The sequence below is a fragment of the Methylobacterium sp. A54F genome, assembly GCF_053346035.1.
Genome location: NZ_JBKFBF010000003.1, coordinates 53267 through 76069 on the forward strand (window position 1 = coordinate 53267; position 22803 = coordinate 76069).

Annotated in this window: 18 protein-coding genes; 9 read left to right on the forward strand and 9 right to left on the reverse strand. The window is 72.4% G+C overall.

What is annotated here, in order from left to right; all coding sequences use genetic code 11:
* Positions 1-81: 81 nt before the first annotated feature.
* The 6 genes from ACLBXP_RS06530 to ACLBXP_RS06555 all read left to right on the forward strand — a co-directional run bounded on the left by ACLBXP_RS06530 (position 82) and on the right by ACLBXP_RS06555 (position 7443).
* A complete protein-coding gene (locus ACLBXP_RS06530; protein WP_447666782.1) occupies positions 82-1578 on the forward strand; it encodes a CoA-acylating methylmalonate-semialdehyde dehydrogenase in 1497 nt (498 codons plus the stop codon).
* Between the two features lie 65 nt (positions 1579-1643).
* Positions 1644-2786, forward strand: coding sequence for an acyl-CoA dehydrogenase family protein (locus ACLBXP_RS06535; RefSeq protein ID WP_447666783.1), 1143 nt, complete (start codon positions 1644-1646; stop codon positions 2784-2786).
* Complete coding sequence (locus tag ACLBXP_RS06540; RefSeq protein WP_447666784.1) at positions 2783-3853, forward strand: enoyl-CoA hydratase/isomerase family protein; 1071 nt, start codon at positions 2783-2785, stop codon at positions 3851-3853. Before ACLBXP_RS06535 ends, ACLBXP_RS06540 begins: the two co-directional genes overlap by 4 nt.
* Before the next feature lie 85 nt (positions 3854-3938).
* Positions 3939-4847: a 3-hydroxyisobutyrate dehydrogenase gene (gene mmsB, locus ACLBXP_RS06545; protein ID WP_447666785.1), complete on the forward strand. Its 909-nt coding sequence runs from the start codon at positions 3939-3941 to the stop codon at positions 4845-4847.
* Positions 4844-5617, forward strand: coding sequence for an enoyl-CoA hydratase (locus tag ACLBXP_RS06550; RefSeq protein WP_447666786.1), 774 nt, complete (start codon positions 4844-4846; stop codon positions 5615-5617). The genes mmsB and ACLBXP_RS06550 overlap by 4 nt, the downstream gene beginning before the upstream one ends.
* A 98-nt stretch (positions 5618-5715) precedes the next feature.
* The gene (locus ACLBXP_RS06555) at positions 5716-7443 is read left to right on the forward strand and encodes an AMP-binding protein (RefSeq protein WP_447666787.1); all 1728 of its coding nucleotides are present in this window, start codon (positions 5716-5718) and stop codon (positions 7441-7443) included.
* Positions 7444-7484: 41 nt separating this feature from the next.
* Here the strand turns inward: ACLBXP_RS06555 and ACLBXP_RS06560 are convergent, their stop codons facing one another.
* The 7 genes from ACLBXP_RS06560 to ACLBXP_RS06590 all read right to left on the reverse strand — a co-directional run bounded on the left by ACLBXP_RS06560 (position 7485) and on the right by ACLBXP_RS06590 (position 14409).
* Positions 7485-8660 (reverse strand): acetyl-CoA C-acyltransferase, encoded by a 1176-nt coding sequence (locus ACLBXP_RS06560; RefSeq protein ID WP_447666788.1) that lies wholly within the window; start codon positions 8658-8660, stop codon positions 7485-7487.
* An 84-nt stretch (positions 8661-8744) separates the two neighbouring features.
* Positions 8745-9512, reverse strand: coding sequence for an SDR family NAD(P)-dependent oxidoreductase (locus tag ACLBXP_RS06565; protein ID WP_447666789.1), 768 nt, complete (start codon positions 9510-9512; stop codon positions 8745-8747).
* A 4-nt stretch (positions 9513-9516) separates the two neighbouring features.
* Positions 9517-10506, reverse strand: coding sequence for a branched-chain amino acid ABC transporter permease (locus ACLBXP_RS06570; protein ID WP_447666790.1), 990 nt, complete (start codon positions 10504-10506; stop codon positions 9517-9519).
* Positions 10507-10534: 28 nt separating this feature from the next.
* Positions 10535-11422 (reverse strand): branched-chain amino acid ABC transporter permease, encoded by an 888-nt coding sequence (locus ACLBXP_RS06575; protein WP_447666791.1) that lies wholly within the window; start codon positions 11420-11422, stop codon positions 10535-10537.
* A gap of 202 nt (positions 11423-11624) precedes the next feature.
* Complete coding sequence (locus tag ACLBXP_RS06580; RefSeq protein WP_447666792.1) at positions 11625-12839, reverse strand: ABC transporter substrate-binding protein; 1215 nt, start codon at positions 12837-12839, stop codon at positions 11625-11627.
* Positions 12840-12920: 81 nt separating this feature from the next.
* Positions 12921-13661 carry an ABC transporter ATP-binding protein gene (locus ACLBXP_RS06585; protein WP_447666793.1) on the reverse strand — a complete coding sequence of 247 codons (741 nt, stop codon included), beginning with the start codon at positions 13659-13661 and terminating at the stop codon, positions 12921-12923.
* Positions 13654-14409, reverse strand: coding sequence for an ABC transporter ATP-binding protein (locus ACLBXP_RS06590; RefSeq protein WP_447666794.1), 756 nt, complete (start codon positions 14407-14409; stop codon positions 13654-13656). The genes ACLBXP_RS06585 and ACLBXP_RS06590 overlap by 8 nt, the downstream gene beginning before the upstream one ends.
* Positions 14410-14728: 319 nt before the next feature.
* On the opposite strand from ACLBXP_RS06590, the gene ACLBXP_RS06595 reads away from it, so the two are divergent.
* The 3 genes from ACLBXP_RS06595 (at position 14729) to ACLBXP_RS06605 (ending at position 18974) form a co-directional block, all read left to right on the forward strand.
* Positions 14729-15400 carry an RraA family protein gene (locus ACLBXP_RS06595; RefSeq protein WP_447666795.1) on the forward strand — a complete coding sequence of 224 codons (672 nt, stop codon included), beginning with the start codon at positions 14729-14731 and terminating at the stop codon, positions 15398-15400.
* A gap of 186 nt (positions 15401-15586) precedes the next feature.
* Positions 15587-17686, forward strand: a complete 2100-nt coding sequence (locus ACLBXP_RS06600) for a methyl-accepting chemotaxis protein (RefSeq protein ID WP_447666796.1) — start codon at positions 15587-15589, stop codon at positions 17684-17686.
* A gap of 823 nt (positions 17687-18509) precedes the next feature.
* The gene (locus tag ACLBXP_RS06605; protein ID WP_447666797.1) at positions 18510-18974 is read left to right on the forward strand and encodes a hypothetical protein; all 465 of its coding nucleotides are present in this window, start codon (positions 18510-18512) and stop codon (positions 18972-18974) included.
* Positions 18975-19385: 411 nt separating this feature from the next.
* Here ACLBXP_RS06605 and ACLBXP_RS06610 read toward each other — a convergent pair whose 3' ends face one another.
* On the reverse strand, positions 19386-21020 hold the full coding sequence (locus ACLBXP_RS06610) for an AMP-binding protein (protein ID WP_447666798.1): 1635 nt from the start codon (positions 21018-21020) through the stop codon (positions 19386-19388).
* A 166-nt stretch (positions 21021-21186) separates the two neighbouring features.
* Complete coding sequence (locus tag ACLBXP_RS06615; RefSeq protein ID WP_447666799.1) at positions 21187-22428, reverse strand: MFS transporter; 1242 nt, start codon at positions 22426-22428, stop codon at positions 21187-21189.
* Positions 22429-22803: the final 375 nt, after the last annotated feature.

The window sequence follows — 22803 nt, forward strand, 5'->3', positions numbered from 1 at the left end:
GCTGATAGGCTCACGCCAAAATCGGGGCGCCCGTGGCGTGCCCGGATCCTGAGGAAGCGTCGAGCAAGGGAGCGCGAGACCATGCGCGAAATCGGGCATTTCATCGGCGGCCGGGCGGTGGCCGGCACCAGCGGCCGCTACGCCGACGTGTTCAACCCGACCACCGGCGAGGTCCAGGCCCGGGTCGCCCTGGCGAGCCGCGCGGAGCTGCGCGCCGCCGTGGAGAACGCCCGCGACGCGCAGGCCGGCTGGGCCGCCCAGAACCCGCAGAAGCGCGCCCGCGTGCTGATGCGCTTCCTGGAGCTGATCCGGGGCGAGCACGAGGCGCTGGCCGAGCTCCTCGCCTCCGAGCACGGCAAGACGGTGCCGGACGCCAAGGGCGACATCCAGCGCGGCGTCGAGGTGGTGGAGTTCGCCACCGGCATCCCGCACCTCCTGAAGGGCGAGTACACGGAAGGGGCCGGCACCGGCATCGACGTCTACTCGATGCGCCAGCCGCTCGGCGTGGTGGCCGGCATCACGCCGTTCAACTTCCCCGCGATGATCCCGCTCTGGAAGTGTGCGCCCGCCATCGCCTGCGGCAACAGCTTCATCCTGAAGCCCTCCGAGCGCGACCCGAGCGTGCCGATCCGCATCGCCGAGCTGTTCCTCGAGGCCGGCCTGCCGCCGGGCGTGCTCAACGTCGTCAACGGCGACAAGGAGGCGGTGGACGCGATCCTGGACGACGAGGACATCCGCGCGGTCGGCTTCGTGGGCTCCTCGCAGATCGCCGAGTACATCTACGTGCGCTCCGCCCAGACGGGCAAGCGCGCCCAGTGCTTCGGCGGGGCCAAGAACCACATGATCGTGATGCCCGACGCCGACATGGGCCAGGCGGTCGACGCGCTGATCGGCGCCGGCTACGGCTCGGCCGGCGAGCGCTGCATGGCGATCTCGGTGGCCGTCCCCGTGGGCGAGGAGACCGCCGACCGCCTGATGGAGCGCCTGATCCCGCGCGTCGAATCGCTCAAGATCGGCCCCTCGCACGACGCCTCGGCCGATTACGGGCCGCTCGTCACCGCCGAGGCCGTGGAGCGGGTCAGGGGCTACATCGACACGGGGCTCCGGGAAGGTGCCGAGCTCGCCGTCGACGGGCGCGACTTCCGGCTCCAGGGCTACGAGCGCGGCTTCTACATGGGCGGCTCGCTGTTCGACCGGGTGACCCCCGAGATGACGATCTACAAGGAGGAGATCTTCGGCCCCGTGCTCTCGGTGGTGCGGGCGAAGGACTACGAGGAGGCGCTGGCGCTGCCGACGACGCACCAGTACGGCAACGGCGTCGCGATCTTCACCCAGGACGGCGACGCGGCGCGCGACTTCACGGCCCGGGTCAACGTCGGCATGGTCGGCGTCAACGTGCCGATCCCGGTGCCGATCGCCTACCACACCTTCGGGGGCTGGAAGCGCTCCGGCTTCGGCGACCTCAACCAGCACGGGCCGGACTCGGTGCGCTTCTACACGAAGACCAAGACGGTCACCTCGCGCTGGCCCTCCGGCATCAAGAGCGGCGCCGAGTTCTCGATCCCGACCATGCGCTGAGGCCCGCCGCGTCCCTCCCCCTCCGCGGGGGGAGGGCAGCCCGAGACACCCATCGGAGGACCGCCATGCGCTTCGGGCTCGACGAGGACCAGATCGCGATCCGCGCGATGGCGGCGGATTTCGCCGCCGAGCACATCGCCCCGCAGGCGCTGGCCTGGGACGCGGAGAAGCACTTCCCCGTCGAGACCCTGCGGGCGGCGGCAGGCCTCGGCATGGCGGGGATCTACGTCGGCGAGGCCCATGGCGGCTCGGGGCTCGGGCGCCTCGAGGCGGCGCTGATCTTCGAGGCGCTGGCCACGGGCTGCCCGACGGTGGCGGCCTTCCTGTCGATCCACAACATGTGCGCCTGGATGATCGACGCCTACGGGGACGACGGGCAGCGCGCCCGCTGGCTCCCGGGCCTGATGTCCATGGAGGCGATCGCGAGCTACTGCCTGACGGAGGCCGGCTCCGGCTCCGACGCGGCGGCGCTCCGCACCCGGGCCGAGCGGCGGGGGGACACCTACGTCCTCAACGGCGCCAAGCAGTTCATCTCGGGGGCCGGGGTCAGCGACCTCTACGTCTGCCTGGTGCGCACCGGCGAGGCGGGGCCGAAGGGGATCTCGGCGCTCGTGGTGCCGCGGGACACGCCGGGCCTCTCCTTCGGGGCCGAGGAGCGCAAGATGGGCTGGAACGCCCAGCCGACCCGCGCCGTGATCTTCGACGACGCGGTGGTGCCCGCGGAGAACCGCCTGGGCCCGGAGGGCGCGGGCTTCGGCTACGCCATGGCGGGCCTCGACGGGGGGCGCCTCAACATCGCGGCCTGTTCCCTCGGCGGCGCGCAGGCCGCCCTCGACAAGGCGCTGGCCTACACGGGCGAGCGCCGGGCCTTCGGGCAGCGCCTCGCCGACTTCCAGGCCCTGCAGTTCCGGCTGGCCGACATGGCGACCGAGATCGAGGTCGCCCGCACCTTCCTGTGGCGGGCCGCCGCCGCCCTCGACGCCAAGGCCCCTGAGGCCGGCCGGCTCAGCGCCATGGCCAAGCGCCACGTCACCGACGCGGCCTTCGGGGTGGCCAACGACGCCCTGCAGCTCCACGGCGGCTACGGCTACCTCGCCGATTACGGGGTCGAGAAGATCGTCCGGGACCTGCGCGTGCACCAGATCCTGGAGGGCACGAACGAGATCATGCGGGTGATCATCGCCCGCGCTCTGCTGGGGGGCCGATGACGGACGCGATCGGCACGGACGAGATCATCGTGGAGCGGGTGGGCCGCCTCGGGCGCATCCGCCTGAACCGGCCGCGGGCGCTCAACGCCCTGACGCTCGACATGGTCCACGCCATCGGGCCGGCGCTCGCCGGGTTCGCGGAGGATCCGGCCATCGCGGCGGTGCTGCTGACGGGCGAGGGCGAGCGCGGCCTCTGCGCGGGGGGCGACCTGCGTGCGCTCTACGAGGGCAGCGCCGAGGAGGCCGCCACCTTCTGGCGGGACGAGTACCGCCTCGACGCCGGCATCGCGCGCTACGCGAAGCCGTTCGTCGCCGTGATGGACGGGATCACCATGGGGGGCGGCATCGGGCTCAGCGGCCATGCCCGCCACCGCCTCGTCACCGAGCGCTCGCGCATCGCCATGCCGGAGACCGGCATCGGCTTCATCCCGGACGTCGGCGGCACCTGGCTCCTGCCCCGGGCGCCGGGGGAGCTCGGCACCTATCTGGGCCTGACCGGCGAGGCGGTGGGGGCGGCCGACGCCATCCTGTGCGGCCTCGCCGACACCCTGGTCCCCGTATCGGCGCTGCCTGCGCTGGCCGAGGCCCTGGCGGCCCTGCCGCGGAACGCCGACCACGCGGCCGTGCAGGCGGTGATCGACGCGCACGCGCAGGTGCCGGGCCCGGCGCCGCTCGCCGCGCACCGCGCCCTGATCGACCGCTGCTTCGCGAGCGACGACGTGGCCGGGATCCTCGCCGCCCTCGACGCGGACGGCTCGGACTTCGCGCGCGCCGCCGCCGCGAGCCTGCGCGCCAAGGCCCCGGCCGCCCTCGTCTTCACGCTCCGCCTGCTCCGCCTCGGCCGCGACGCGCCGACCCTCGAGGCGTGCCTGGAGCGCGAGCTGCACGCCTGCCTCGCGGTGCTCGCGGAGGGCGACCTGCGCGAGGGCATCCGGTCGGTGGTGATCGACAAGGACCGGGCCTTCCGCTGGAATCCCGCCACCCTCGAGGCGGTCGACCCGGCCCGGATCGACCGCTGGCTGAGCGAGCGCCGCACGGCGCCGGCCTTCCCGGCGGCGCACGGGTAGGGCGCGGGTCCCCTCGCGCGGCGCGGGAGGGGTTTTCGGATGCCGGGATCATCGATCCAGGTTCGGACAACGGGAGGAAGTCGGGATGGCTGAGACCATCGGATTCATCGGGCTCGGCAACATGGGCGGGCCCATGGCGGCGAACCTCGCGCGGGCGGGCTACCGGGTCCGCGGGTTCGACCTCGCCCAGGCGAGCCTCGCGGCCGCCGCGGCGGAGGGCGTCGAGGCCGTGGGTTCGGCGCTGGCCGCCGCCGAGGGCGCGTCCGTCGTCGTCACCATGCTGCCGGCCGGCCGCCACGTGGTCGGCGTCTGGACGGAGCTTTCCGGGGTGGTCGCCCCCGGCACGCTGCTCATCGATTCCTCGACGATCGACGTCGAGAGCGCCCGGCGCGCGCACGCCATCGCGGAGGCCCGCGGCTGCCCGGCGATCGACGCCCCGGTCTCGGGCGGCACCGGCGGCGCCAGGGCCGGCACCCTCACCTTCATGGCCGGCGGCGGCGGCGAGGCCTTCGGGCGGGCCGAGCCGATCCTGAAGGCGATGGGCAAGAACGTCTTCCACTGCGGCGAGGCCGGGGCGGGGCAGGCCGCCAAGATCTGCAACAACATGATCCTCGGCATCTCGATGATCGGCGTCTGCGAGGCCTTCGCGCTCGGCGAGCGCCTCGGGCTGTCGCACCAGGCCTTGTTCGACGTCGCCTCGGTCTCCTCCGGCCAGTGCTGGTCGCTGACGAGCTACTGCCCGGTGCCCGGCCCCGTGCCGACCTCGCCCGCCAACAGCGGCTACCGGCCGGGCTTCGCCGCGGGCCTGATGCTGAAGGACCTGCGCCTCGCGCAGGCCGCCGCGGCCGCCGCCGGGGCGGCGACGCCCCTCGGCGCGCATGCGGCGCAGCTCTACGCGCTCCTCGACGCCCAGGGGCAGGGCGGGGCGGATTTCTCCGCGATGATCGGCCTGCTGCGCGGCCAGGGCACGGACGGGACGGGGGAGGGCCGATGAGCCACGAGACGATCCTCACCGAGACGCGCGGGCGCGTCCTCCTCGTCACGCTCAACCGACCGAAGGCGCTCAACGCCCTCAACCGGCAGCTCACGGAGGAGCTGATCGCGGCAACGACCGCGGCCGACGCCGACCCCGGCATCGGCTGCATCGTGGTCACCGGCTCCCCGAAGGCCTTCGCGGCGGGCGCCGACATCAAGGAGATGCAGGCGGCGGACTACCCCAGCATGTACGCCGAGGACTTCTTCGCGCAGTGGGAGCGGTTCGCGGCCCTGCGCACGCCGACGCTCGCCGCGGTGGCGGGCTACGCCCTCGGCGGCGGCTGCGAGCTCGCCCTGATGTGCGACGTGGTGCTCGCCGCCGACACGGCCGTGTTCGGCCAGCCCGAGATCAAGCTCGGGGTGATGCCGGGCATCGGCGGCAGCCAGCGCCTCACCCGGGCGGTCGGCAAGGCCAAGGCCATGGAGATGTGCCTGACCGGCCGCACCATGGACGCGGCCGAGGCCGAGCGGGCCGGCCTCGTCGCCCGGGTGGTGCCGGCGGACGACCTCCTCGCGGACGCCCTGCGCACGGCCGAGACCATCGCGGGCATGTCGCTGCCCGTCGCCATGATGACCAAGGAGGCGGTCAACCGCGCGGGCGAGGTCAGCCTCAGCGAGGGCATCCGCTTCGAGCGCCGGGTCTTCCACGCGATGTTCGCGCTGGCCGACCAGAAGGAGGGCATGAGCGCCTTCGTGGAGAAGCGGAAGCCCGACTTCGCGCATCGCTGAGGGGCGCTTCTCCCCGGCGACACGACCAAGATCCCAAGAAGACAATCAAGATCCCAAGAAGACGACCAAGATCTCAAGAAGATTCAGGGAGAACGCAGATGCCCAGCTTTCGGGAGGCCCGTGATTTCCTTCTAGAGCACCGCACCGACTACGCGGCTGCCTATGCGGGCTTCCGCTGGCCGGAGGCGGTGCCCTTCAACTGGGCGCTCGACTGGTTCGACGCCGACCTCGCCGCGGCTCCCGAGAGCCGCGACCGGCCGGCCCTCTGGATCGTCGACGCCGCCACGGGCGCCGAGACCCGGGTCAGCTTCGCGCAGATGAGCCGGCGCTCGTCGCAGGTCGCCAACCACCTGCGGGACCTCGGCCTGCGCCGCGGCGACCACCTGCTGCTCCTCCTCGGCAACGTGCCGGCGCTGTGGGAGACCATGCTGGCGGCGATGAAGCTCGGCGCCGTGGTGATCCCCGCCACCACGCTCCTCACCGCCGAGGAGGTCGCCGACCGTCTCGACCGCGGCCGCGCCCGGATGATCGTGGCGGGCCCCGACCAGGTCGCGAAGTTCGACGCCCTCGGCGCGGACGCGGTCGTCAAGGTCCTGGTCGGCGCCGAGGCGCCGGGCTGGCACCCCTACGCGGCGAGCGAGGCCGCGCCTGAGGCCTTCGCGCCGGACGCCCCCACGGCCGCCGAGGACCCGCTGCTCCTCTACTTCACCTCCGGCACCACGGCGAAGCCGAAGCTCGTCCGGCACAGCCACCGCAGCTACCCGGTCGGCGCCCTCTCGACCATGTATTGGCTCGGGCTCAAGCCCGGCGACGTGCACCTCAACGTCTCCTCGCCGGGCTGGGCGAAGCACGCCTGGTCCTCATTCTTCGCGCCCTGGAACGCCGGCGCGACCATCTTCGTGTGCAACCAGGCGCCGTTCAGCGCGCCCGCCCTCCTGGCCGTGATGGCCCGCTGCGGCGTCACCACCCTGTGCGCGCCCCCCACCGTCTGGCGCCTCGTGATCCAGGAGGAGCTGACCGCCCACGCGCTCGCCCTGCGCGAGGTCTGCGCCGCGGGCGAGCCCCTCAACCCCGAGGTGATCGCGCGCATCCGCGAGGCCTGGGGGCTGACGATCCGGGACGGCTACGGCCAGACCGAGACCACGGCGCAGATCGCCAACACGCCGGGCCAGCCCCTGAAGGTCGGCGCCATGGGCCGGCCCCTGCCGGGCTACCGGGTGCGCGTGCTCGACCTCGACGACCAGCCGGCGGAGGAGGGGGAGGTCTGCCTCGCCCTCGGCGAGGATCGCCCGGCCGGGCTGATGCAGGGCTACCAGCGGGAGGACGGGGGCCTCGCGCCGGTGGAGGGCGCGGTCTACCGCACCGGCGACGTCGCCTTCCGGGAGGCGGACGGCACCCTCACCTTCGTGGGCCGCTCGGACGACGTGTTCAAGTCCTCGGGCTACCGCATCAGCCCGTTCGAGCTCGAGAGCGTGCTGATCGAGCACGAGGCGGTGGCCGAGGCCGCGGTGATCCCCGCGCCCGACCCGATCCGCTCGGCCATCCCGAAGGCCTACGTCTCCCTCGTGGCGGGCGCCAGGCCCGACCGGGACACCGCGCTCGCGATCTTCCGCTTCACCAACGCGCGCCTCGCGCCCTTCAAGCGCCTGCGCGGGATCGAGTTCGTCACCGACCTGCCCAAGACCATCTCGGGCAAGATCCGCCGCGTGCAGCTCCGCCGCCTGGAGCACGAGGGCCGCACCGACGACGGCTTCCGCGGCACCGCCTTCGCGCAGGCCGACTTCCCCGAGCTGGCGCGCGGGGGCGAGGCGCCGAAGGCGGATTGACGGGGGCGGCGCCGCGGCGCCGCCCTCAGCCAAGCCGCTCCTCAGCCAAGCCGCTCCACCGCCACCGCGGTCGCCTCGCCGCCGCCGATGCAGAGGCTCGCGACGCCGCGGGTGAGGCCGTGGTGGGCGAGCGCGGCGAGGAGCGTCACGAGGATGCGGGCGCCCGAGGCGCCGATCGGATGGCCCAGCGCGCAGGCGCCGCCGTTCACGTTGACCCGCTCGTGGGGCAGGTCGAGGTCGCGCATCGCCGCCATGGCGACCACCGCGAAGGCCTCGTTGATCTCGTAGAGGTCGACGTCGCCCGCCGCCCAGCCGACCCGCTCCAGGAGCCGGCGCATCGCCCCGACCGGCGCCGTGGTGAACAGGGCCGGGGCCTGCGCGTGGGTGGCGTGGCCGCGGATCGCCGCCAGCGGCGTCAGCCCCCGCCGCTCGGCCTCGGAGAGGCGCATCAGCACCAGGGCCGCCGCCCCATCCGAGATCGAGCTGGCGTTGGCCGCCGTCACGGTGCCGCCCTCCCGGAAGGCGGGGCGGAGCGACGGGATCTTGTCGGGCCGGGCTTTGGGGGGCTGCTCGTCCTCCGCGACCGTTCCGGCGCGGCCAGCCTCGACGGGCACGATCTCCGCCGCGAAGCGCCCCTCGGCCATCGCGGCGCGGGCCCGGGCGAGGGAGGCCAGCGCGTAGGCGTCCTGCGCCTCGCGGGTGAACTGGTAGGCTTGCGCGCAATCCTCCGCGAAGGTGCCCATCAGGCGGCCGCGGTCGTAGGCGTCCTCCAGCCCGTCGAGGAACATGTGGTCGCGCACCTGCCCGTGGCCCATCCGGTAGCCGCCCCGGGCCCGGTCGAGGAGGTAGGGGGCGTTGGTCATGCTCTCCTGGCCCCCCGCCACCACGATGCCCGCGCTCCCCGCCGCGATGGCGTCGTGGCCGAGCATCACGGCCTTCATGCCGGAGCCGCACATCTTGTTGACCGTGGTGGCCCCGGCCGAGAGCGGCAGCCCGGCCCCGAGCGCCGCCTGCCGGGCCGGAGCCTGCCCCTGGCCGGCCGGCAGCACGCAGCCGAACAGAACCTCCTCGACGGCCTCCGGCGCGAGCCCCGCCCGCGCCAGCGCCGCGGCGATCGCGGCGGACCCGAGGCGAGGCGCCGGCACCTCGGCGAGCGCGCCCTGGAGCGCCCCCATCGGGGTGCGGGCGGCGCCGGCGATGACGATCGGGTCCTGCATGGGGCGTCTCCGGGGTCGAGAAATCTCGGGGGTCTCGGCAGCATACCCGGAAGCGCCGGGTCCCTCACCCCGGAGGAGGACGCCTCAGCGCGCACCCATCCGCAGGGCCCCGTCGAGGCGGATGACCTCACCGTTGAGCATCGGGTTCTCCAGCGCGTGGCCGACGAGGGCGGCGAACTCCTCCGGGCGGCCGAGTCGGGGCGGGAAGGGCACGGCGGCGCCGAGGGACGCGCGCACCGCCTCCGGCATCGCGGCCATCATCGGCGTCTCGAACACGCCGGGCGCGATCGCCACCACCCGGATGCCGAAGCGGGCGAGCTCGCGGGCCAGCGGCAGGGTCATGGCCGCCACGCCCCCCTTCGAGGCCGCGTAGGCGGCCTGGCCCACCTGCCCGTCGAAGGCCGCCACCGAGGCGGTGCTGACGATGACGCCGCGCTCGCCCCCGGCGTCCGGCTCCCCCGCCGCCATCGCCTCCGCGGCGAGGCGGACCATGTTGAAGGTGCCGACGAGGTTGATCTCCACCGTCCGGGCGAAGGCCGCGAGGTCGTGGGGCCCCTCGCGGCCGAGCACCCGCTCGCTTGTCGCGACGCCCGCGCAGGTCACGAGGGCGCCGAGCCCCCCGAAGGCGTCGCGGGCGAGCGCCACGGCGGCCCGCCCGTCCGCCTCCCGGGTGACGTCCGTCTCGATCGCCCGCGCCGCGGGGCCGATCGCCGCGGCCTGCGCGGCCGCCCCCGCCCCGTCGCGGTCGGCGAGCACCACGCGGGCGCCCCCCGCGGCGAGCCGCCGGGCGGTGGCGGCGCCGAGGCCCGAGGCCGCGCCGGTGACGAGGACGACGCTGCCGTCGATGCGCATCGGCCTACAGGGGCTTGCGGATCAGGCGGGCGATCAGCCCGACGATGCCCTCGCGGAAGACGAGCACGCAGACCACGAAGACGCAGCCCTGGATGATCGTCACCCAGGCGCCGAACTCCGCGAGGTAGTTCTCCATCGCGACGATCACGAAGGCGCCGGCGATCGGCCCGAACACCGTGCCCATGCCGCCCACCAGCGTCATCAGCACCACCTCGCCGGACATCGACCAGTGCACGTCGGTGAGGGAGGCGAGCTGGAACACGATCGCCTTGGTGGCGCCGGCGAGACCTGCGAGCGTCGTCGAGAGCACGAACACCGCGAGCTTGTAGCGGGTGGTGCGGTAGCCGAGCGAGATCGCGCGGGGCTCGTTGTCGCGGATCGCCTTGAGCACCTGCCCGAAGGGCGAGTGGATGATACGGTAGATGAGCAGCATCCCGCCGAGGAAGATCAGCGCCACGAGGCCGTAGAGCGCCCGGTCGTCGGCGAGGCTCAGGACCCCGAAGAGCTGGCCGCGGGGCACCGCCTGGATCCCGTCCTCGCCGCCGGTGAACTTCGCCTGCAGCGAGAAGAAGAACACCATCTGGGCGAGCGCCAGGGTGATCATCGCGAAGTAGATGCCCTGGCGGCGGATGGCCAGCGACCCGAACACGAGCCCGAGGAGCGCCGCCGCGAGGGTGCCGGCGAGGATCGCGACCTCGGGCGTGACGCCCCAGTGCTTGGCCGCGTAGGCCGAGACGTAGCTCGCCATGCCGAAATAGGCGGCGTGCCCGAACGAGAGCAGGCCGCCGTAGCCCAGCAGCAGGTTGAAGGCCAGCGCGAACAGCGCGAAGCACAGGACCTTCATGAGGAAGACGGGGTAGAGCACGAAGGGCAGCACCGCGAGGGTCACGGCGATGCCGAGGAAGACGGTGCGGTGGAGCGCCTTGGCGTCCCGCCCCTCGGGCAGGGCGGCGGCGATGGGGCTGGCGTCGGCGGGCGCGGCGGCGTGGGCCATCGGTGGATCCTCCTCAGGCCGTGTTGAGTCAGGCCGTCTTGCCGAACAGGCCGGCGGGTTTCACGAGCAGCACCAGCACCATGATCACGAAGATCGCGGTGGCCGAGGCCTCGGGGTAGAAAACCTTGGTCAGGCCCTCCACGAGCCCGAGGGCGAAGCCCGTGAGGATCGAGCCGAGGATCGAGCCCATGCCGCCGATCACGACGACCGCGAAGACCACGATGATGATGTCGGCGCCCATGTTCGGGTTCACCGAGTAGACCGGGGCGGCGAGCACGCCCGCGAGCGCGGCGAGCGCCACCCCGAAGCCGTAGGTCAGCGTCAGGAGGAGCGGCACGTTCACCCCGAAGGCCTGGACCAGCGTCGGGTTCTCGGTGGCGGCGCGGAGATACGCGCCGAGCTTGGTCTTCTCGATGACGAGCCAGGTGGCGAGGCAGACCACGAGGGAGAAGGCGACGATCCAGCCGCGGTAGTTCGGCAGGAACATGAAGGGCAGGCGCTGCCCGCCCGCGAGCTCCGGCGGGATCGCGTAGGGCAGGCCCGACACGCCGTACTGGTTGCGGAACAGGCCCTGGATGATCAGCGCCAGGCCGAAGGTGAGGAGCAGGCCGTAGAGGTGGTCGAGCTTGTAGAGCCGCGCGATCAGGAGCCGCTCCAGCACCACGCCGAACACGCCGACCGCCAGCGGGGCGAGGATCAGCGCCCACCAGTAGCCGAGCCCGGCGTAGTTCAGGAGCATCCAGGCCACGAAGGCGCCCATCATGTACTGCGCCCCGTGGGCGAAGTTGATGATGTTGAGGAGCCCGAAGATGATCGCGAGCCCCAGCGAGAGCATCGCGTAGAACGAGCCGTTGATCAGCCCCAGGAGGAGCTGGCCGAACAGGGCCTGGGTCGGAACCCCGAAGATCGTCGTCATGGTGTCCGGCGTCTCCGCATCGCCTCGTCGTCTCGCCTGGTGGGGCCGGGCGCGGAAAAGCGCCCGACCGGCCTGGTTCGAAGCCGCCCGGCGGGGTGATGCCCCCCCGCGCCAAGCGGCTCCGCTCATCCCGCCCGCGACCTCATCCCGAGGTCGCAGGGTTGGTCATGCGGGCCGGGCGGCCCGCGATGCGTGCGCGCTCTCAGCCCTTCACCAGGGGGCAGCCGCCCTGGTCGAGGGGGCGGAAGGCCTCCTTGCCGGGGATGGTGGCCAGCAGCTTGTAGAGGTCCCACTCGCCCTTCGACTCGGCGGGCTTCTTCACCTCGAACAGGTACATGTCGTGGATCTTGCGCCCGTCGGCGCGGATCTCGCCCTTGCCGAACAGCGGGTCGTCGGTGGGCATCGCCTTCATCTTGGCGACGGTGGCGCCGCCGTCCTTCGCCGACTTCAGCGCCTCGACGGCCTTCAGGTAGTGGATCGTGCCCGCGTAGACGCCGGCCTGGGCGGCGGTGGGCTTCTTGCCGGAAAAGAGCTTCGCGAAGCGCTCCGAGAAGGCGCGGGTGTTGTCGTTGAGGTCCCAGTAGAACGGCTCGGTGAGCACGAGGCCCTGGGCCACCTTGGTGGTGAGCGAGTGGATGTCGGAGGAGAAGATCAGGAGGCCCGCGAGCGCCTGGCCGCCCTCCGTGATGCCGAACTCGCCGGCCTGCTTGACCGCGCTGATGGTGTCGCCGCCCGCGTTGGCGAGCCCGATCACCTTGGCGCCCGAGCCCTGCGCCTGCAGCAGGAAGGAGGAGAAGTCGGAGTTCGGGAACGGCGTCTTGACCGAGCCGATCACCTTGCCGCCGTTCTTCGTCACCACAGCCGAGGTGTCGCGCTGCAGCGCCTGGCCGAAGGCGTAGTCGGCCGAGATGAAGTACCAGGTGTCGCCGCCGCGCTTCACCATGGCGCCGCCGGTGCCGTTGGCGAGCGCCGCAGTGTCGTAGGTCCAGTGCACCGTGTTGGGGGTGCACTGCGAGCCCGTGAGGTCGGCGCTGCCGGCGCCCGAGTTGATGTGGACCTTGTTCTTCTCGCGGGTCACCTGGTTGACGGCGAGCGCCACCGAGGAGGTGACCACGTCCATGATCACGTCGACGCCGTCGCGGTCGTACCATTGCCGGGCGATGGCCGAGCCGACGTCGGGCTTGTTCTGGTGGTCGGCGGCGACGATCTCGACCTTGAGCCCGTGCTCGGCCGGCTTGAAGTCCTCCAGCGCCATGCGGGCGGCCACCACCGAGCCCTCGCCCGAGATGTCCGAGTAGACCCCGGAGCGGTCGTTCAGCACGCCGATCTTGACCGGCACGAGGTCCTGCGCCGCCGCGCCGCCGCATCCTGCCGCCAGCGCGCCGAGCACTGCGACGAGCCCCAATCCGTTCCGCATCGGTGTCCTCTCCTCCTGGCGCGTCCCCCCCGCGCGGAAAATGCAGTTTCTCGTTCTGCTGCGGGCCCTTACGGCGAGCCCTCAGACCCCGAGGTAAGCGTGGAGCTTGTCGATATTGGCGTCAAGCTCGGCATTCGGGATGCAGTCGACCACCCGGCCCTGCTCGACCACGAAGTGCCGGTCGGCCACCGTCTGGGCGAAGCGGAAGTTCTGCTCCACGAGGAGGATGGTGTAGCCCTCCGTCTTGAGCCGGGCGATGGTGCGGCCGATCTGCTGCACGATGACGGGGGCGAGGCCCTCCGTCGGCTCGTCGAGCAGGATCAGCTTGGCGCCGGTCCTCAGGATGCGGCCGATGGCGAGCATCTGCTGCTCGCCCCCCGAGAGCTTGGTGCCCTGACTCTGGGACCGCTCCTCGAGGTTCGGGAACAGGTCGTAGATCTCGCGCACCGACATGCCGCCGGGCTTCACCCGGGGGGGCAGCATCAGGTTCTCGTAGACCGAGAGGCTCGCGAAGATGCCCCGCTCCTCGGGCACGTAGCCGAGGCCGAGCCGGGCGATGGCCCGCGAGGACATCCCGATGGTCTCGACGTCGCCGTAGCGCACCGAGCCCGTGCGCTTGCCGAGGATGCCGATGATGGCGCGCAGCGTCGTGGTCTTGCCCGCGCCGTTGCGCCCGAGGAGCGTCACCACCTCGCCGGGCGCCATGTCGAGGCTCATGCCGTGCAGGACGTGGCTCTCGCCGTACCAGCCCTCCAGCCCCTCGATCCTCAGGCCGGGCCCGGTGGCGGCCGCGGGGCGCTCCATCGCTGCGGCCTCAGGCATGACCGGCTCCGATGTAGGCCTCGACCACGCGGGGGTCCTTCGAGACGACGGCGTAGGTGCCCTCGGCGAGGATCTTGCCCCGCGCCAGCACGGTGATGTGGTCCGACAGGGAGGCCACCACGGAGAGGTTGTGCTCCACCATCAGGATGGTGCGGTCCTTCGAGATCCGTCGGATCAGCTCCGCCGTGCGGTCCACGTCCTCCCGGCCCATCCCCGCCATCGGCTCGTCGAGGAGCAGCATCGCGGGGTCGAGGGCGAGCGTCGTGGCGATCTCCAGCGCCCGCTTGCGGCCGTAGGAGAGCTCCACGGCCAGCGTGTCGGCGAAGGCCTGCAGGCCCACCGCCTCGACGAGGGCCAGCGCCTCCGCGTCGAGGGCCCGCAGCACCCGCTCGGAGCGCCAGAAGTCGAAGCTGTCGCCGCGCTTGTGCCGCTGGAGGGCGATGCGGACGTTCTCCTTCACGGTGAGGTGGGGGAACACCGCCGAGATCTGGAAGGAGCGCACGAGGCCGAGGCGGGCGACGTCCGCGGGCCTGGTGCGGGTGATGTCGCGGCCCTCGTAGCGGATGGTGCCGGCGGTGGGCGTGAGGAACTTGGTGAGCAGGTTGAAGCAGGTCGTCTTGCCGGCCCCGTTCGGGCCGATCAGGGCGTGGATCGTGCCGCGGCGGACCTTCAGGGCCACGCCGTTGACGGCGCGGAAGCCCCGGAACTCCATCGTCAGGTCTTCGGTCTCCAGAGCGATATCGCTCATCCTGCCTCCCGGATACGGCCGCCTTCGGCGGTCCATGCTTATTATTATTCGCCGCGCAGGCTATCAGGGCCCCGACGCGCCGCAACGGAATTCTTCCGCGCTCCCGCCCGAAGGTGACCGCCGTCCCGGCCGGTCCTCAAGAGCCGATGGCCGCCGGGTGCGCAAGGGCCGGCGCGGGCAGGCGCCTGACAACGCCTGCGTGCCGTCAAGGCCCGGAGGCCCGGAGCCGGCTGACGGCCCTGCGGGGGTTGCGGGCGTGCCGGGGACGGCCGATCCTGGCCCCGGAAGGGTCCGGCCGGCGGGCCCGGAGACCGAGCCGATGCCCGTCACGATCCACCCCGCCCCCGCCGACGCCCTCACGGAGGCCGAGATCGCGCGGTGGCGGCCGGTGCCGGTCGCGGTGGCGGTGGACCTCGCCCGCGACGCCGGGCAGATCGACCCCGCCCTGCGGCCGCTCAACCCGCCGGGCCGCCAGCCCCGCCTGTTCGGCCGGGCGGTGACCGCCTTCTGCGAGCCCCCGGATTTCGGCGCCGTGCTGCACGCCGTCGAGATCGTCGGGCCCGGCGACGTGCTGGTGATCGCCGCCGGCGGCCACGCCGAGACCGCGATGATCGGCGAGATCGTGGGCGGGCACCTGCGCCGCCGCGGCGGCTGCGGCCTCGTCTGCGACGGGGCGATCCGCGACGTCGCCGCGCTCGCGGCCTGGGACGACCTGCCGGTCTTCGCCCGCTGGATCACGCCCCGGGGCCCCGCCTCGGCCGAGCGGGGCGCCGTCAACGCGGCGGTCGTCGTCGGCGGCCGGAGCGTCGCGCCGGGCGACCTCGTGATCGGCGACGACGACGGCCTCGTCGCGCTGGCGCCCGCCACGGTGCGAGCCCGCATCGGCGACGCCGAGGCGAAGCTCGCCCGCGAGGCCGCCTGGGAGGCGAGCCTCGCCGCCGGCCGCTCGGTGCGCGAGACCTTCGGGCTCGCGCCACCCGCCGAGGCCTGAGGTCCGCGGGGGCCGGCCGTACGGTCCGATCCCGGGAACGACGTGCGCGGGGCCCGATGCGGCTCGGCCTTGCCGAATCCTCCCGGCTCGCCGCCCGGTCAATACTTTGGAAACCAGTGCGACATCATTGTGGGAGCAACGAATTCGGCACCGAAGACACAACCTACGCAAAACAGGTCCCTTGCAATGCAATTACGCCTCTCCATTCGGGCCTGCCTCGGCGCCAGCGTCGGCCTCCTCGGCCTGCTGGTGGTCGCGGATGCGGGCTGGCGCTCGTGGTCCGCCTGGGAGAAGTCGGCGAACCTCGAGCTGGTCGCCTGGGATGCCCGTGCCGACCAGGCCACGCTGAACACGCTCCAGGCCCTGCGCTTCGAGGCGGGCTACAGCGCCAGCTACCTGATGGCCGATGCGACGCAGATGGCGGCCTTCCGGCAGAACCTGGTGCGCTCCCGCGGCGAGTTCGCCGCCGGCCTGGCGGACCTCCTCGACAAGGGCACGCACTTCGTGGACGAGCGCCTGCACGAGACCCTCGCCACGGTCCGGCGCGCGTACGACGCGCTCGCCGGCTCCCGGACCGCGCTGGACGCGGAAGCGGACAAGGAGCGCACCCTCCGGGACAAGGGCGCCACGACCCGGTTCCTGGCGCAGGTCGACCTGACGCAGCGGGCCCTCGAGCGCCTGTCCGACGACCTCGGCGACCGGATGAAGAGCCTCGCGCCCGCCCTGCGGACGGAGATCGACGTGAAGCTGAACGCCTGGCGCGCCCGCTCCGCGGCCGGGCCCGGCTACACCTTCATCAGCCAGACGATCATGCGGAAGGCGCCGGTCTCCCCGGAGGCGGCGGACGCCATCGCGACGCAGTTCGGCCAGGCGGACGCCCACTGGCGGCTGGTCCGCAGCGAGGCGGCGCGCAGCCCCTCGGCGCAGGCCCTGGCCCCGAGCCTGGAGGCGGCCGAGAAGGCCGTGTTCTCGCCTGAGGCGGCGGCCCTGCGCCAGGCGGTCCGCGCGAGCCTCGATGCCGGGGGCGACGGCGGCGTGAGCGTGGCCGAGTTCCAGAAGGGCAACCTGGAGCGGTTGCGCGCCATCATGTCCGTCGCGGCCGAGGCGATGAACCGCACGGTGGTGCTGGCCGAGGGGCTCGCCGCGGAGGCGCGCGCGCAGATGATCACCCTGGGCGGCCTCGCCGTCCTCGCCCTGCTCCTGAGCCTCGGCGCCCTGGCGATGGTGCAGGTCCGCGTCATCGGGCCGCTCGGCCGGATGACGGCCGCCATGCGCGATCTGAGCCGGGGACGGCTCGACGTGGCCGTGCCCCACGGCGGCCGCCGCGACGAGATCGGCGCGATGGCGGCGGCGGTCGCGGTCTTCAAGGACAACCTGGTCCGCACGCGCGACCTCGAGGCGGAGGCGACGCGGGCGCGCGCCTCGGCCGAGGACGAGCGCCGGGCCGGGATGCGGCAGATGGCCGACGGGTTCGATTCCGCCGTCGGGGGCATCGTCGGCCTGGTGTCCTCGGCGGCGACCGAGCTCCAGGCCACGGCCCAGCAGATGAGCGCGACCGCGGTGCAGACCGCCGCGCGATCCACCACCGCCGCTCGGGGCGCCGAGGCCGCGGCCTCGAACGTCGGCACGGTGGCGGCCGCCGCCGAGGAGCTCGGCGCCTCCATCCGGGAGATCGGCGAGCAGGTGCACCGGTCCGCGGGCCTCGCCCGGGACGCGGTCGGGACGGCGGACCTGACCGCGCGCCTCGTGGAGACGATGCGGGCGACCTCGGCCCGGGTCGGCGACATGGTCGGGCTGATCGCGAGCATCGCCGGCCAGACGAACCTGCTGGCGCTCAACGCGACGATCGAGGCGGCCCGCGCGGGCGAGGCCGGCCGCGGCTTCGCGGTGGTGGCCGCCGAGGTCAAGGCGCTCGCCAACCAGACGACGCGCGCGGCCGAGGACATCACCGCGCAGATCGGCGAGATCCAGGGCGTGACCGGTCAGGCGGTGACCGCCATCGACGCGATCACCGGCCGCATCCGCGAGATCGACCAGTACGCGACGAGCATCGCGGCGGCCGTCGAGCAGCAGGGGGCCGCGACGCAGGAGATCGTGCGCAACGTCGCGGAGGCCTCCGCGGGCACGAGCGCGGTGACCGGCAGCATCGCGGGGGTCGCCCAGGCCTCGGAGGAGACGGGGACCGCGGCGGCCCAGGTGCTCGCCTCCGCCACCGACCTGTCGCACCAGTCCGAGCACCTCTCGGCCGAGGTCCGGCGCTTCCTCGACACCGTCCGGGCCGCCTGAGGCGCCTACAGGTCGCGGGCCCACTCGCGCAGGACGAACTTCTGGATCTTGCCCGTGGCGGTCTTCGGCAGGGGGCCGAACACCACCGTGCGGGGCACCTTGAAGCGGACGCCTCAGGGACAGGTGAGGATTCGGTCTGGCGACGTTTGCTCCCAATTCCAAAGGCGGCGCTACAGGGCGAAAAGGTAGGGCAGGATCGCCCTTGGCCGCGTCCGTCGCCATCGCCCGGACCCTCGCTGGAAAATTGCCGGCCTTCGCGGCTTCGTTCTGCGTGCGTCGACGGCTGTGCGAAGCGAGCGTCGCGAGCGCCATGATGACCGAACTCGAAAGTGTTGCGGCCATCCTATCCCGCGACGTCGGTCATGTGCCGCCTCCGTAATGCGCGTCCGCGCACATCACGATCGGATGCCGCTGGCCGGGACCGACATCGTCAATCTAAACCGCTGAAAGATTTGATTATTTTACCAACACGCCGTTGGCGACTTTGTTTGCGATGCGCCGTTCGGCGGGGTTGTCAACAGGCAATCAAAACCAATATGCTTCCTCGCACAACGGAATGCTCTGACGACCTGGATCTGACGGTAGGGAAACTCCGTGCTGGCTGAAAACCCGACTCTCTCCGAGCGCCGTGTTGCGCAGGAGGAGTACGTCATTCAGATCACTACGCCCGACCCGGTGCGCGAGGGCGTTGTTGACGTCCTCTCGTTGCGTGGGTTCGTGCGCGCCCTCAGGGCTGCGCTCGGTCATTCTCGCACTGATGACTTCGAGCGTGCGCTTGCTAGGATGATAAACGTCAATGGCGCACTAGCTCAGGCGATCGAACTTGAACAGCAGCGAAGGGGACTTCGTCCCTCCGGCCGCAACTCCAGAGCCGACTGCTGAGCCGTCCGCACGGTTCGGCCAAACGGGCCCCGGCACTCTCATCCAGAATGTCCACGTCCGGACTGATGAGGTCAACATTCATCAGCCGAGTATGGCGGCTTTAGAGAAGATGGCGGTCCACAGCCCCGAAATTGCCAATCAACTCATTGAAGGTACGAAGTTTGTAGTCAAGCAAGACACAAAGAAGTTTATCACCGGCGCCATCATTGCCGGACTTGTGGCCTGCACGATCATCATTTGCTCGACCGTAACGATAGTCAATGCCGGTTTTTGGGCAGGTATCGCGCTTTTTATGGCCGCCGTTGTAGTCTTTGGAATAATGATTGCTGCTCTTACGGGAAAGGCTCAGGATATCAGCTGGGTTGTCAAAGTAATCCCAGGGATTCGCAATAAAAAAGACGACTGATTACCCATGGAACAAATTAATATTTAGTAATATTGATCTTCTGAAACAACCAGGCCTTCCGCCTCTCGACTTCAGCGATGCATCTCTGCGTCCGAGCTGGCGTGAGCGATCGGGTTAGCCCGTACGCAACAGCTTTCCGTAGCATCATATTTCGCTCGTTCCACCCTCCGTGCGGCCCCCGCCAACGCAATCCCTCGCATCGCCGGAATCTCGCGCTGCCTCAAGCGCTGACTCAAGCGCTGCCTTGCACAACTCGAACATTTCCCCTCAGGCGAACAGCCGATCTGGGTTTGGGTTGGCCGGAAAGCGCGTCTGCGGAGTCGGGCCGACCTCGCAGCGCACAAGAACCGCCGTCAGGGCCGACGGACAGGTCAAGCTCTGGCGCCACACGGGCCCGCGGCCCGCCCGCGCCTACAACTCCCGCGCCCGCTCGCGCAGGACGAACTTCTGGATCTTGCCCGTGGCGGTCTTCGGCAGGGGGCCGAACACCACCGTGCGGGGCACCTTGAAGCGGGCCATCCGCGCGCGGCAGAAGGCCGTGACCTCCCCGGCCTCGGCCGTCGCGCCGGGCTTCAGCTCCAGGAAGGCGCAGGGGCTCTCGCCCCAGGTGGCGTCGGGCCGCGCCACCACGGCGGCGAGCATCACGGCGGGGTGCTGGGTCAGCACCTCCTCGACCTCGAGGCTCGAGATGTTCTCGCCGCCCGAGATGATGATGTCCTTCGCCCGGTCCTTGATCTCCACCGCCCCGTCCGGGTGGCGCACGGCGAGGTCGCCCGTCCGGTACCAGCCGCCGGCGAGCGCCGCCCCGGTGGCGGCCGGGTTCTTCAGGTAGCCCTTCATCACGGTGTTGCCGCGCAGGTGGATCTCGCCGACCGTGGCGCCGTCCCGCGGCACCGGCGCGTCGGTCGCCGGGTCGGCGACGCGCAAGCCCTCCAGGGTGGCGAGCGCCACCCCCTGGCGGGCCATGCGGGCGTAGCGCTCCGGGGCCGGCAGCGCCGCCCAGGCGGGGTCGAACAGGCAGAGCGTGGCGGGCCCGTAGCTCTCGGTGGCGCCGTAGAGGTGCGTCACCCGGAAGCCCAGATCCTCCATGGCCCGGAGCGTCGTCGAGGCCGGGGCGGCGCCCCCGGTGGCGACCCGCACGGGGTGGGGGAGGGGGAGGCGGGCCTCGGCGGGCGCGTTCGCGATCATCGAGAGCACGATCGGCGCGCCGCACAGGTGGGTGACGCCGTGCTCGGACACGAGCCGGAAGATCGCGGCGGGCTCGACCTTGCGCAGGCAGACCTGGGTGCCCCCGGCCGCCACCACCGCCCAGGGGTAGGACCAGCCGCTGCAGTGGAACATCGGCAGGGTCCAGAGATAGACCGAGCCGGGACCGAGGCCGAAGGTCAGGGCGTTGCCGAGCGCCTGCAGGTAGGCGCCCCGGTGGCTGTAGACGGCGCCCTTGGGGTCGCCGGTGGTGCCGGAGGTGTAGAGCAGGCAGAGCGACTGCCACTCGTCCGAAGGCTCGGCGAAGGCGTCCTCCGAGGCGTCGCCCTCGGCCAGGGCGCCCTCGGCGAGCAGGTCCTCGTAGGGGAGGGCGTCGGGGATCGTCCCCGCCACGGCCACGACGCGGGGCGGCGCCTCCATCAGCCCCAGGGCCTCGGCCGCGAGGGACGCGTAGTCGCCGTCGACGATCAGCACCCGCGCCCCGCCGTGGCGCAGGCAGAAGGCGATGCCCGCCGGGTCGAGGCGGGTGTTGAGGGGGTTCAGCACGGCGCCGAGCCGCGGCACCCCGAAATGCGCCTCGATCATCTCGGGGATGTTGCCGGAAAGGATCGCCACGGTGTCGAGGCGGCCGACGCCGCGGCCCGCGAGCCCCCGGGCGAGGCGCCGGCAGCGGGCGTCGAGCTCCGCGTAGCTGAGGCGCCGGTCGCCGTCGATCACCGCCACGGCGTCCCCGAACGCCTCGGCCGCCCGGGCGAGGAAGCTCACCGGGGTGAGAGGGACGTGGTTCGCGGGGCCGCGGCCGAGCCCGGCCTCGAACGGGTGCGGGTCGCCCTGGCTCATGCGGGGCCGCCCGAGGCGCCCGGGGCGATCGTCGGCAGGGGTCCGATGGCGTCAGCGTGCACGGCGGGGCATCCGGGGCTCGTCCTCCGGCCCCGTCCCTCTCGCGGGGACGTCGGGCCCTGTCCCCCCGAGTTGGCCGCGGGGGGAGGGCGCGAGTCAAGCCGGCTCAGGCCGGCGCGGTGCGGGCGCGGGCGCGGGCGCGCAGCAGCAGGAGCAGCACGATCCCGGCGTTCAGCGCGTTCCAGGACAGCCCGTTCACGAAGGCCGCCCGGTACGAGCCGGTCGCGTCGAAGATCGCGCCGGAGATCCAGCCGCCGAACGACATGCCGAGGAGCGAGACCATGATCACCGTGGCGACGCGGGTCGCCGCCTCGGCCGCGGGCATCGTCTCGCGCACGATGATGGCGTAGCTCGGCACGATGCCGCCCTGGAACAGGCCGAACAGGGCGGACACCACGTAGAGCGGCGTGAGCCCGTCGAAGACGAGGTACAGGCTGAGGGCGAGGGCCTGCGCCACCGAGCCGATCAGCAGGGTCGCGAGCCCGCCGAGCCGGTCGGCCAGGACGCCCGAGCCGATCCGGCTGACGATGCCGAAGGCCAGCATCAGGGACAGCATCTCGGCCCCGCGGGCGACGCCGTAGCCGAGGTCGCCGCAATAGGCGACGATGTGGACCTGCGGGATCGCCATCGCCACGCAGCAGGCGAAGCTCGCCACCGAGAGGACGCCCGTCAGCGCGTTGGGGCCGAGGCCGAGATCGACGCCCGGAGGCCGCGCCGCGCCGGGCCGGCGGCCCCCCGCCCCGTCGAGGCTGGAGCGCAGGAGGAGCACGAGCCCCGTCATCGCGGCCCCGCAGAGGAGGCCGAGGGCGACGTGCGTCACCGGCCAGCCGTAGCGGGCGACCGCCCGCTCGATCAGCGGCGGCCAGAGGGCGCCGGAGAGGTAGTAGCCGCTGGCCGCGATCCCCACCGCGATCCCGCGCCGGCGCACGAACCAGTGCGACGCCTCCGCCATCAGCGGCGCGAAGGTCGCCGACGCGCCGAGCCCGACGAACAGGTAGGCGAGCGCGAAGGCCCACAGCGCCGTCGCGAGGCCGGCGCCGAGGAAGCCGGCGACCAGGGACAGGACGCCCATCGCCATGGCGGGGATGATGCCGAGGCGGTCGGTCAGGCGCCCCGTCAGGACGCCGCCGAGGCCGAAGCCGACCATCGCCAGGGTGTAGGCCGTCGACGCGGCGGCCCGGGTGCCGCCGAGGTCGGCCTGCACCCCCGGCAGCACCACCACGACCGACCACGTGCCGACGCTGCCGACCGTGCCGATGGCCAGCGCGATCAGCAGGCGCCGCCAGGCCGCGGGCGAGTCGGGCACGAAGGCGGGGGCGGGCCGATCGGGGGGGATGGTGGGGCTCACGCGGGCTCCTTGCCGGCGAAGCCTCGCTGCCGGGGCGGCCGCCGGGGCAGCTTATCCTACGGCGGACCGTGGTGGGGCAAGAAGGTGCCGGAGGGGCACAGGGCGGTGCTTCGTCCGGAAACCCCCGGTCCCTCACCCCGGCCCTCTCCCGCACGGGAGAGGGGGTCCGTTGCGGTAGCTGCGCCTCTTCGGGACGTGGCGCGGGTCCCCTCTCCCGAGCGGGAGAGGGACAGGGTGAGGGATCAGGGAGCGCCGGATATGGCTCGGCCGTAGTGCTTCATTCGGAAGCCCGAGGTCCCTCACCCGGCTTTCTGCGAAAGCAGACCTCTCCCGCCCGGGAGAGGGGGCCCGTCGCGGTTCCGCGGACCTTACGGT

Coding starts and splice junctions, on each gene's coding strand:
- ACLBXP_RS06530 (WP_447666782.1), top strand. CDS start 82: ATGCGCGAAATCGGGCATTTCATCGGCGGCCGGGCGGTGGCCGGCACC.
- ACLBXP_RS06535 (WP_447666783.1), top strand. CDS start 1,644: ATGCGCTTCGGGCTCGACGAGGACCAGATCGCGATCCGCGCGATGGCG.
- ACLBXP_RS06540 (WP_447666784.1), top strand. CDS start 2,783: ATGACGGACGCGATCGGCACGGACGAGATCATCGTGGAGCGGGTGGGC.
- mmsB (WP_447666785.1), top strand. CDS start 3,939: ATGGCTGAGACCATCGGATTCATCGGGCTCGGCAACATGGGCGGGCCC.
- ACLBXP_RS06550 (WP_447666786.1), top strand. CDS start 4,844: ATGAGCCACGAGACGATCCTCACCGAGACGCGCGGGCGCGTCCTCCTC.
- ACLBXP_RS06555 (WP_447666787.1), top strand. CDS start 5,716: ATGCCCAGCTTTCGGGAGGCCCGTGATTTCCTTCTAGAGCACCGCACC.
- ACLBXP_RS06560 (WP_447666788.1), bottom strand. CDS start 8,660: ATGCAGGACCCGATCGTCATCGCCGGCGCCGCCCGCACCCCGATGGGG.
- ACLBXP_RS06565 (WP_447666789.1), bottom strand. CDS start 9,512: ATGCGCATCGACGGCAGCGTCGTCCTCGTCACCGGCGCGGCCTCGGGC.
- ACLBXP_RS06570 (WP_447666790.1), bottom strand. CDS start 10,506: ATGGCCCACGCCGCCGCGCCCGCCGACGCCAGCCCCATCGCCGCCGCC.
- ACLBXP_RS06575 (WP_447666791.1), bottom strand. CDS start 11,422: ATGACGACGATCTTCGGGGTTCCGACCCAGGCCCTGTTCGGCCAGCTC.
- ACLBXP_RS06580 (WP_447666792.1), bottom strand. CDS start 12,839: ATGCGGAACGGATTGGGGCTCGTCGCAGTGCTCGGCGCGCTGGCGGCA.
- ACLBXP_RS06585 (WP_447666793.1), bottom strand. CDS start 13,661: ATGCCTGAGGCCGCAGCGATGGAGCGCCCCGCGGCCGCCACCGGGCCC.
- ACLBXP_RS06590 (WP_447666794.1), bottom strand. CDS start 14,409: ATGAGCGATATCGCTCTGGAGACCGAAGACCTGACGATGGAGTTCCGG.
- ACLBXP_RS06595 (WP_447666795.1), top strand. CDS start 14,729: ATGCCCGTCACGATCCACCCCGCCCCCGCCGACGCCCTCACGGAGGCC.
- ACLBXP_RS06600 (WP_447666796.1), top strand. CDS start 15,587: ATGCAATTACGCCTCTCCATTCGGGCCTGCCTCGGCGCCAGCGTCGGC.
- ACLBXP_RS06610 (WP_447666798.1), bottom strand. CDS start 21,020: ATGAGCCAGGGCGACCCGCACCCGTTCGAGGCCGGGCTCGGCCGCGGC.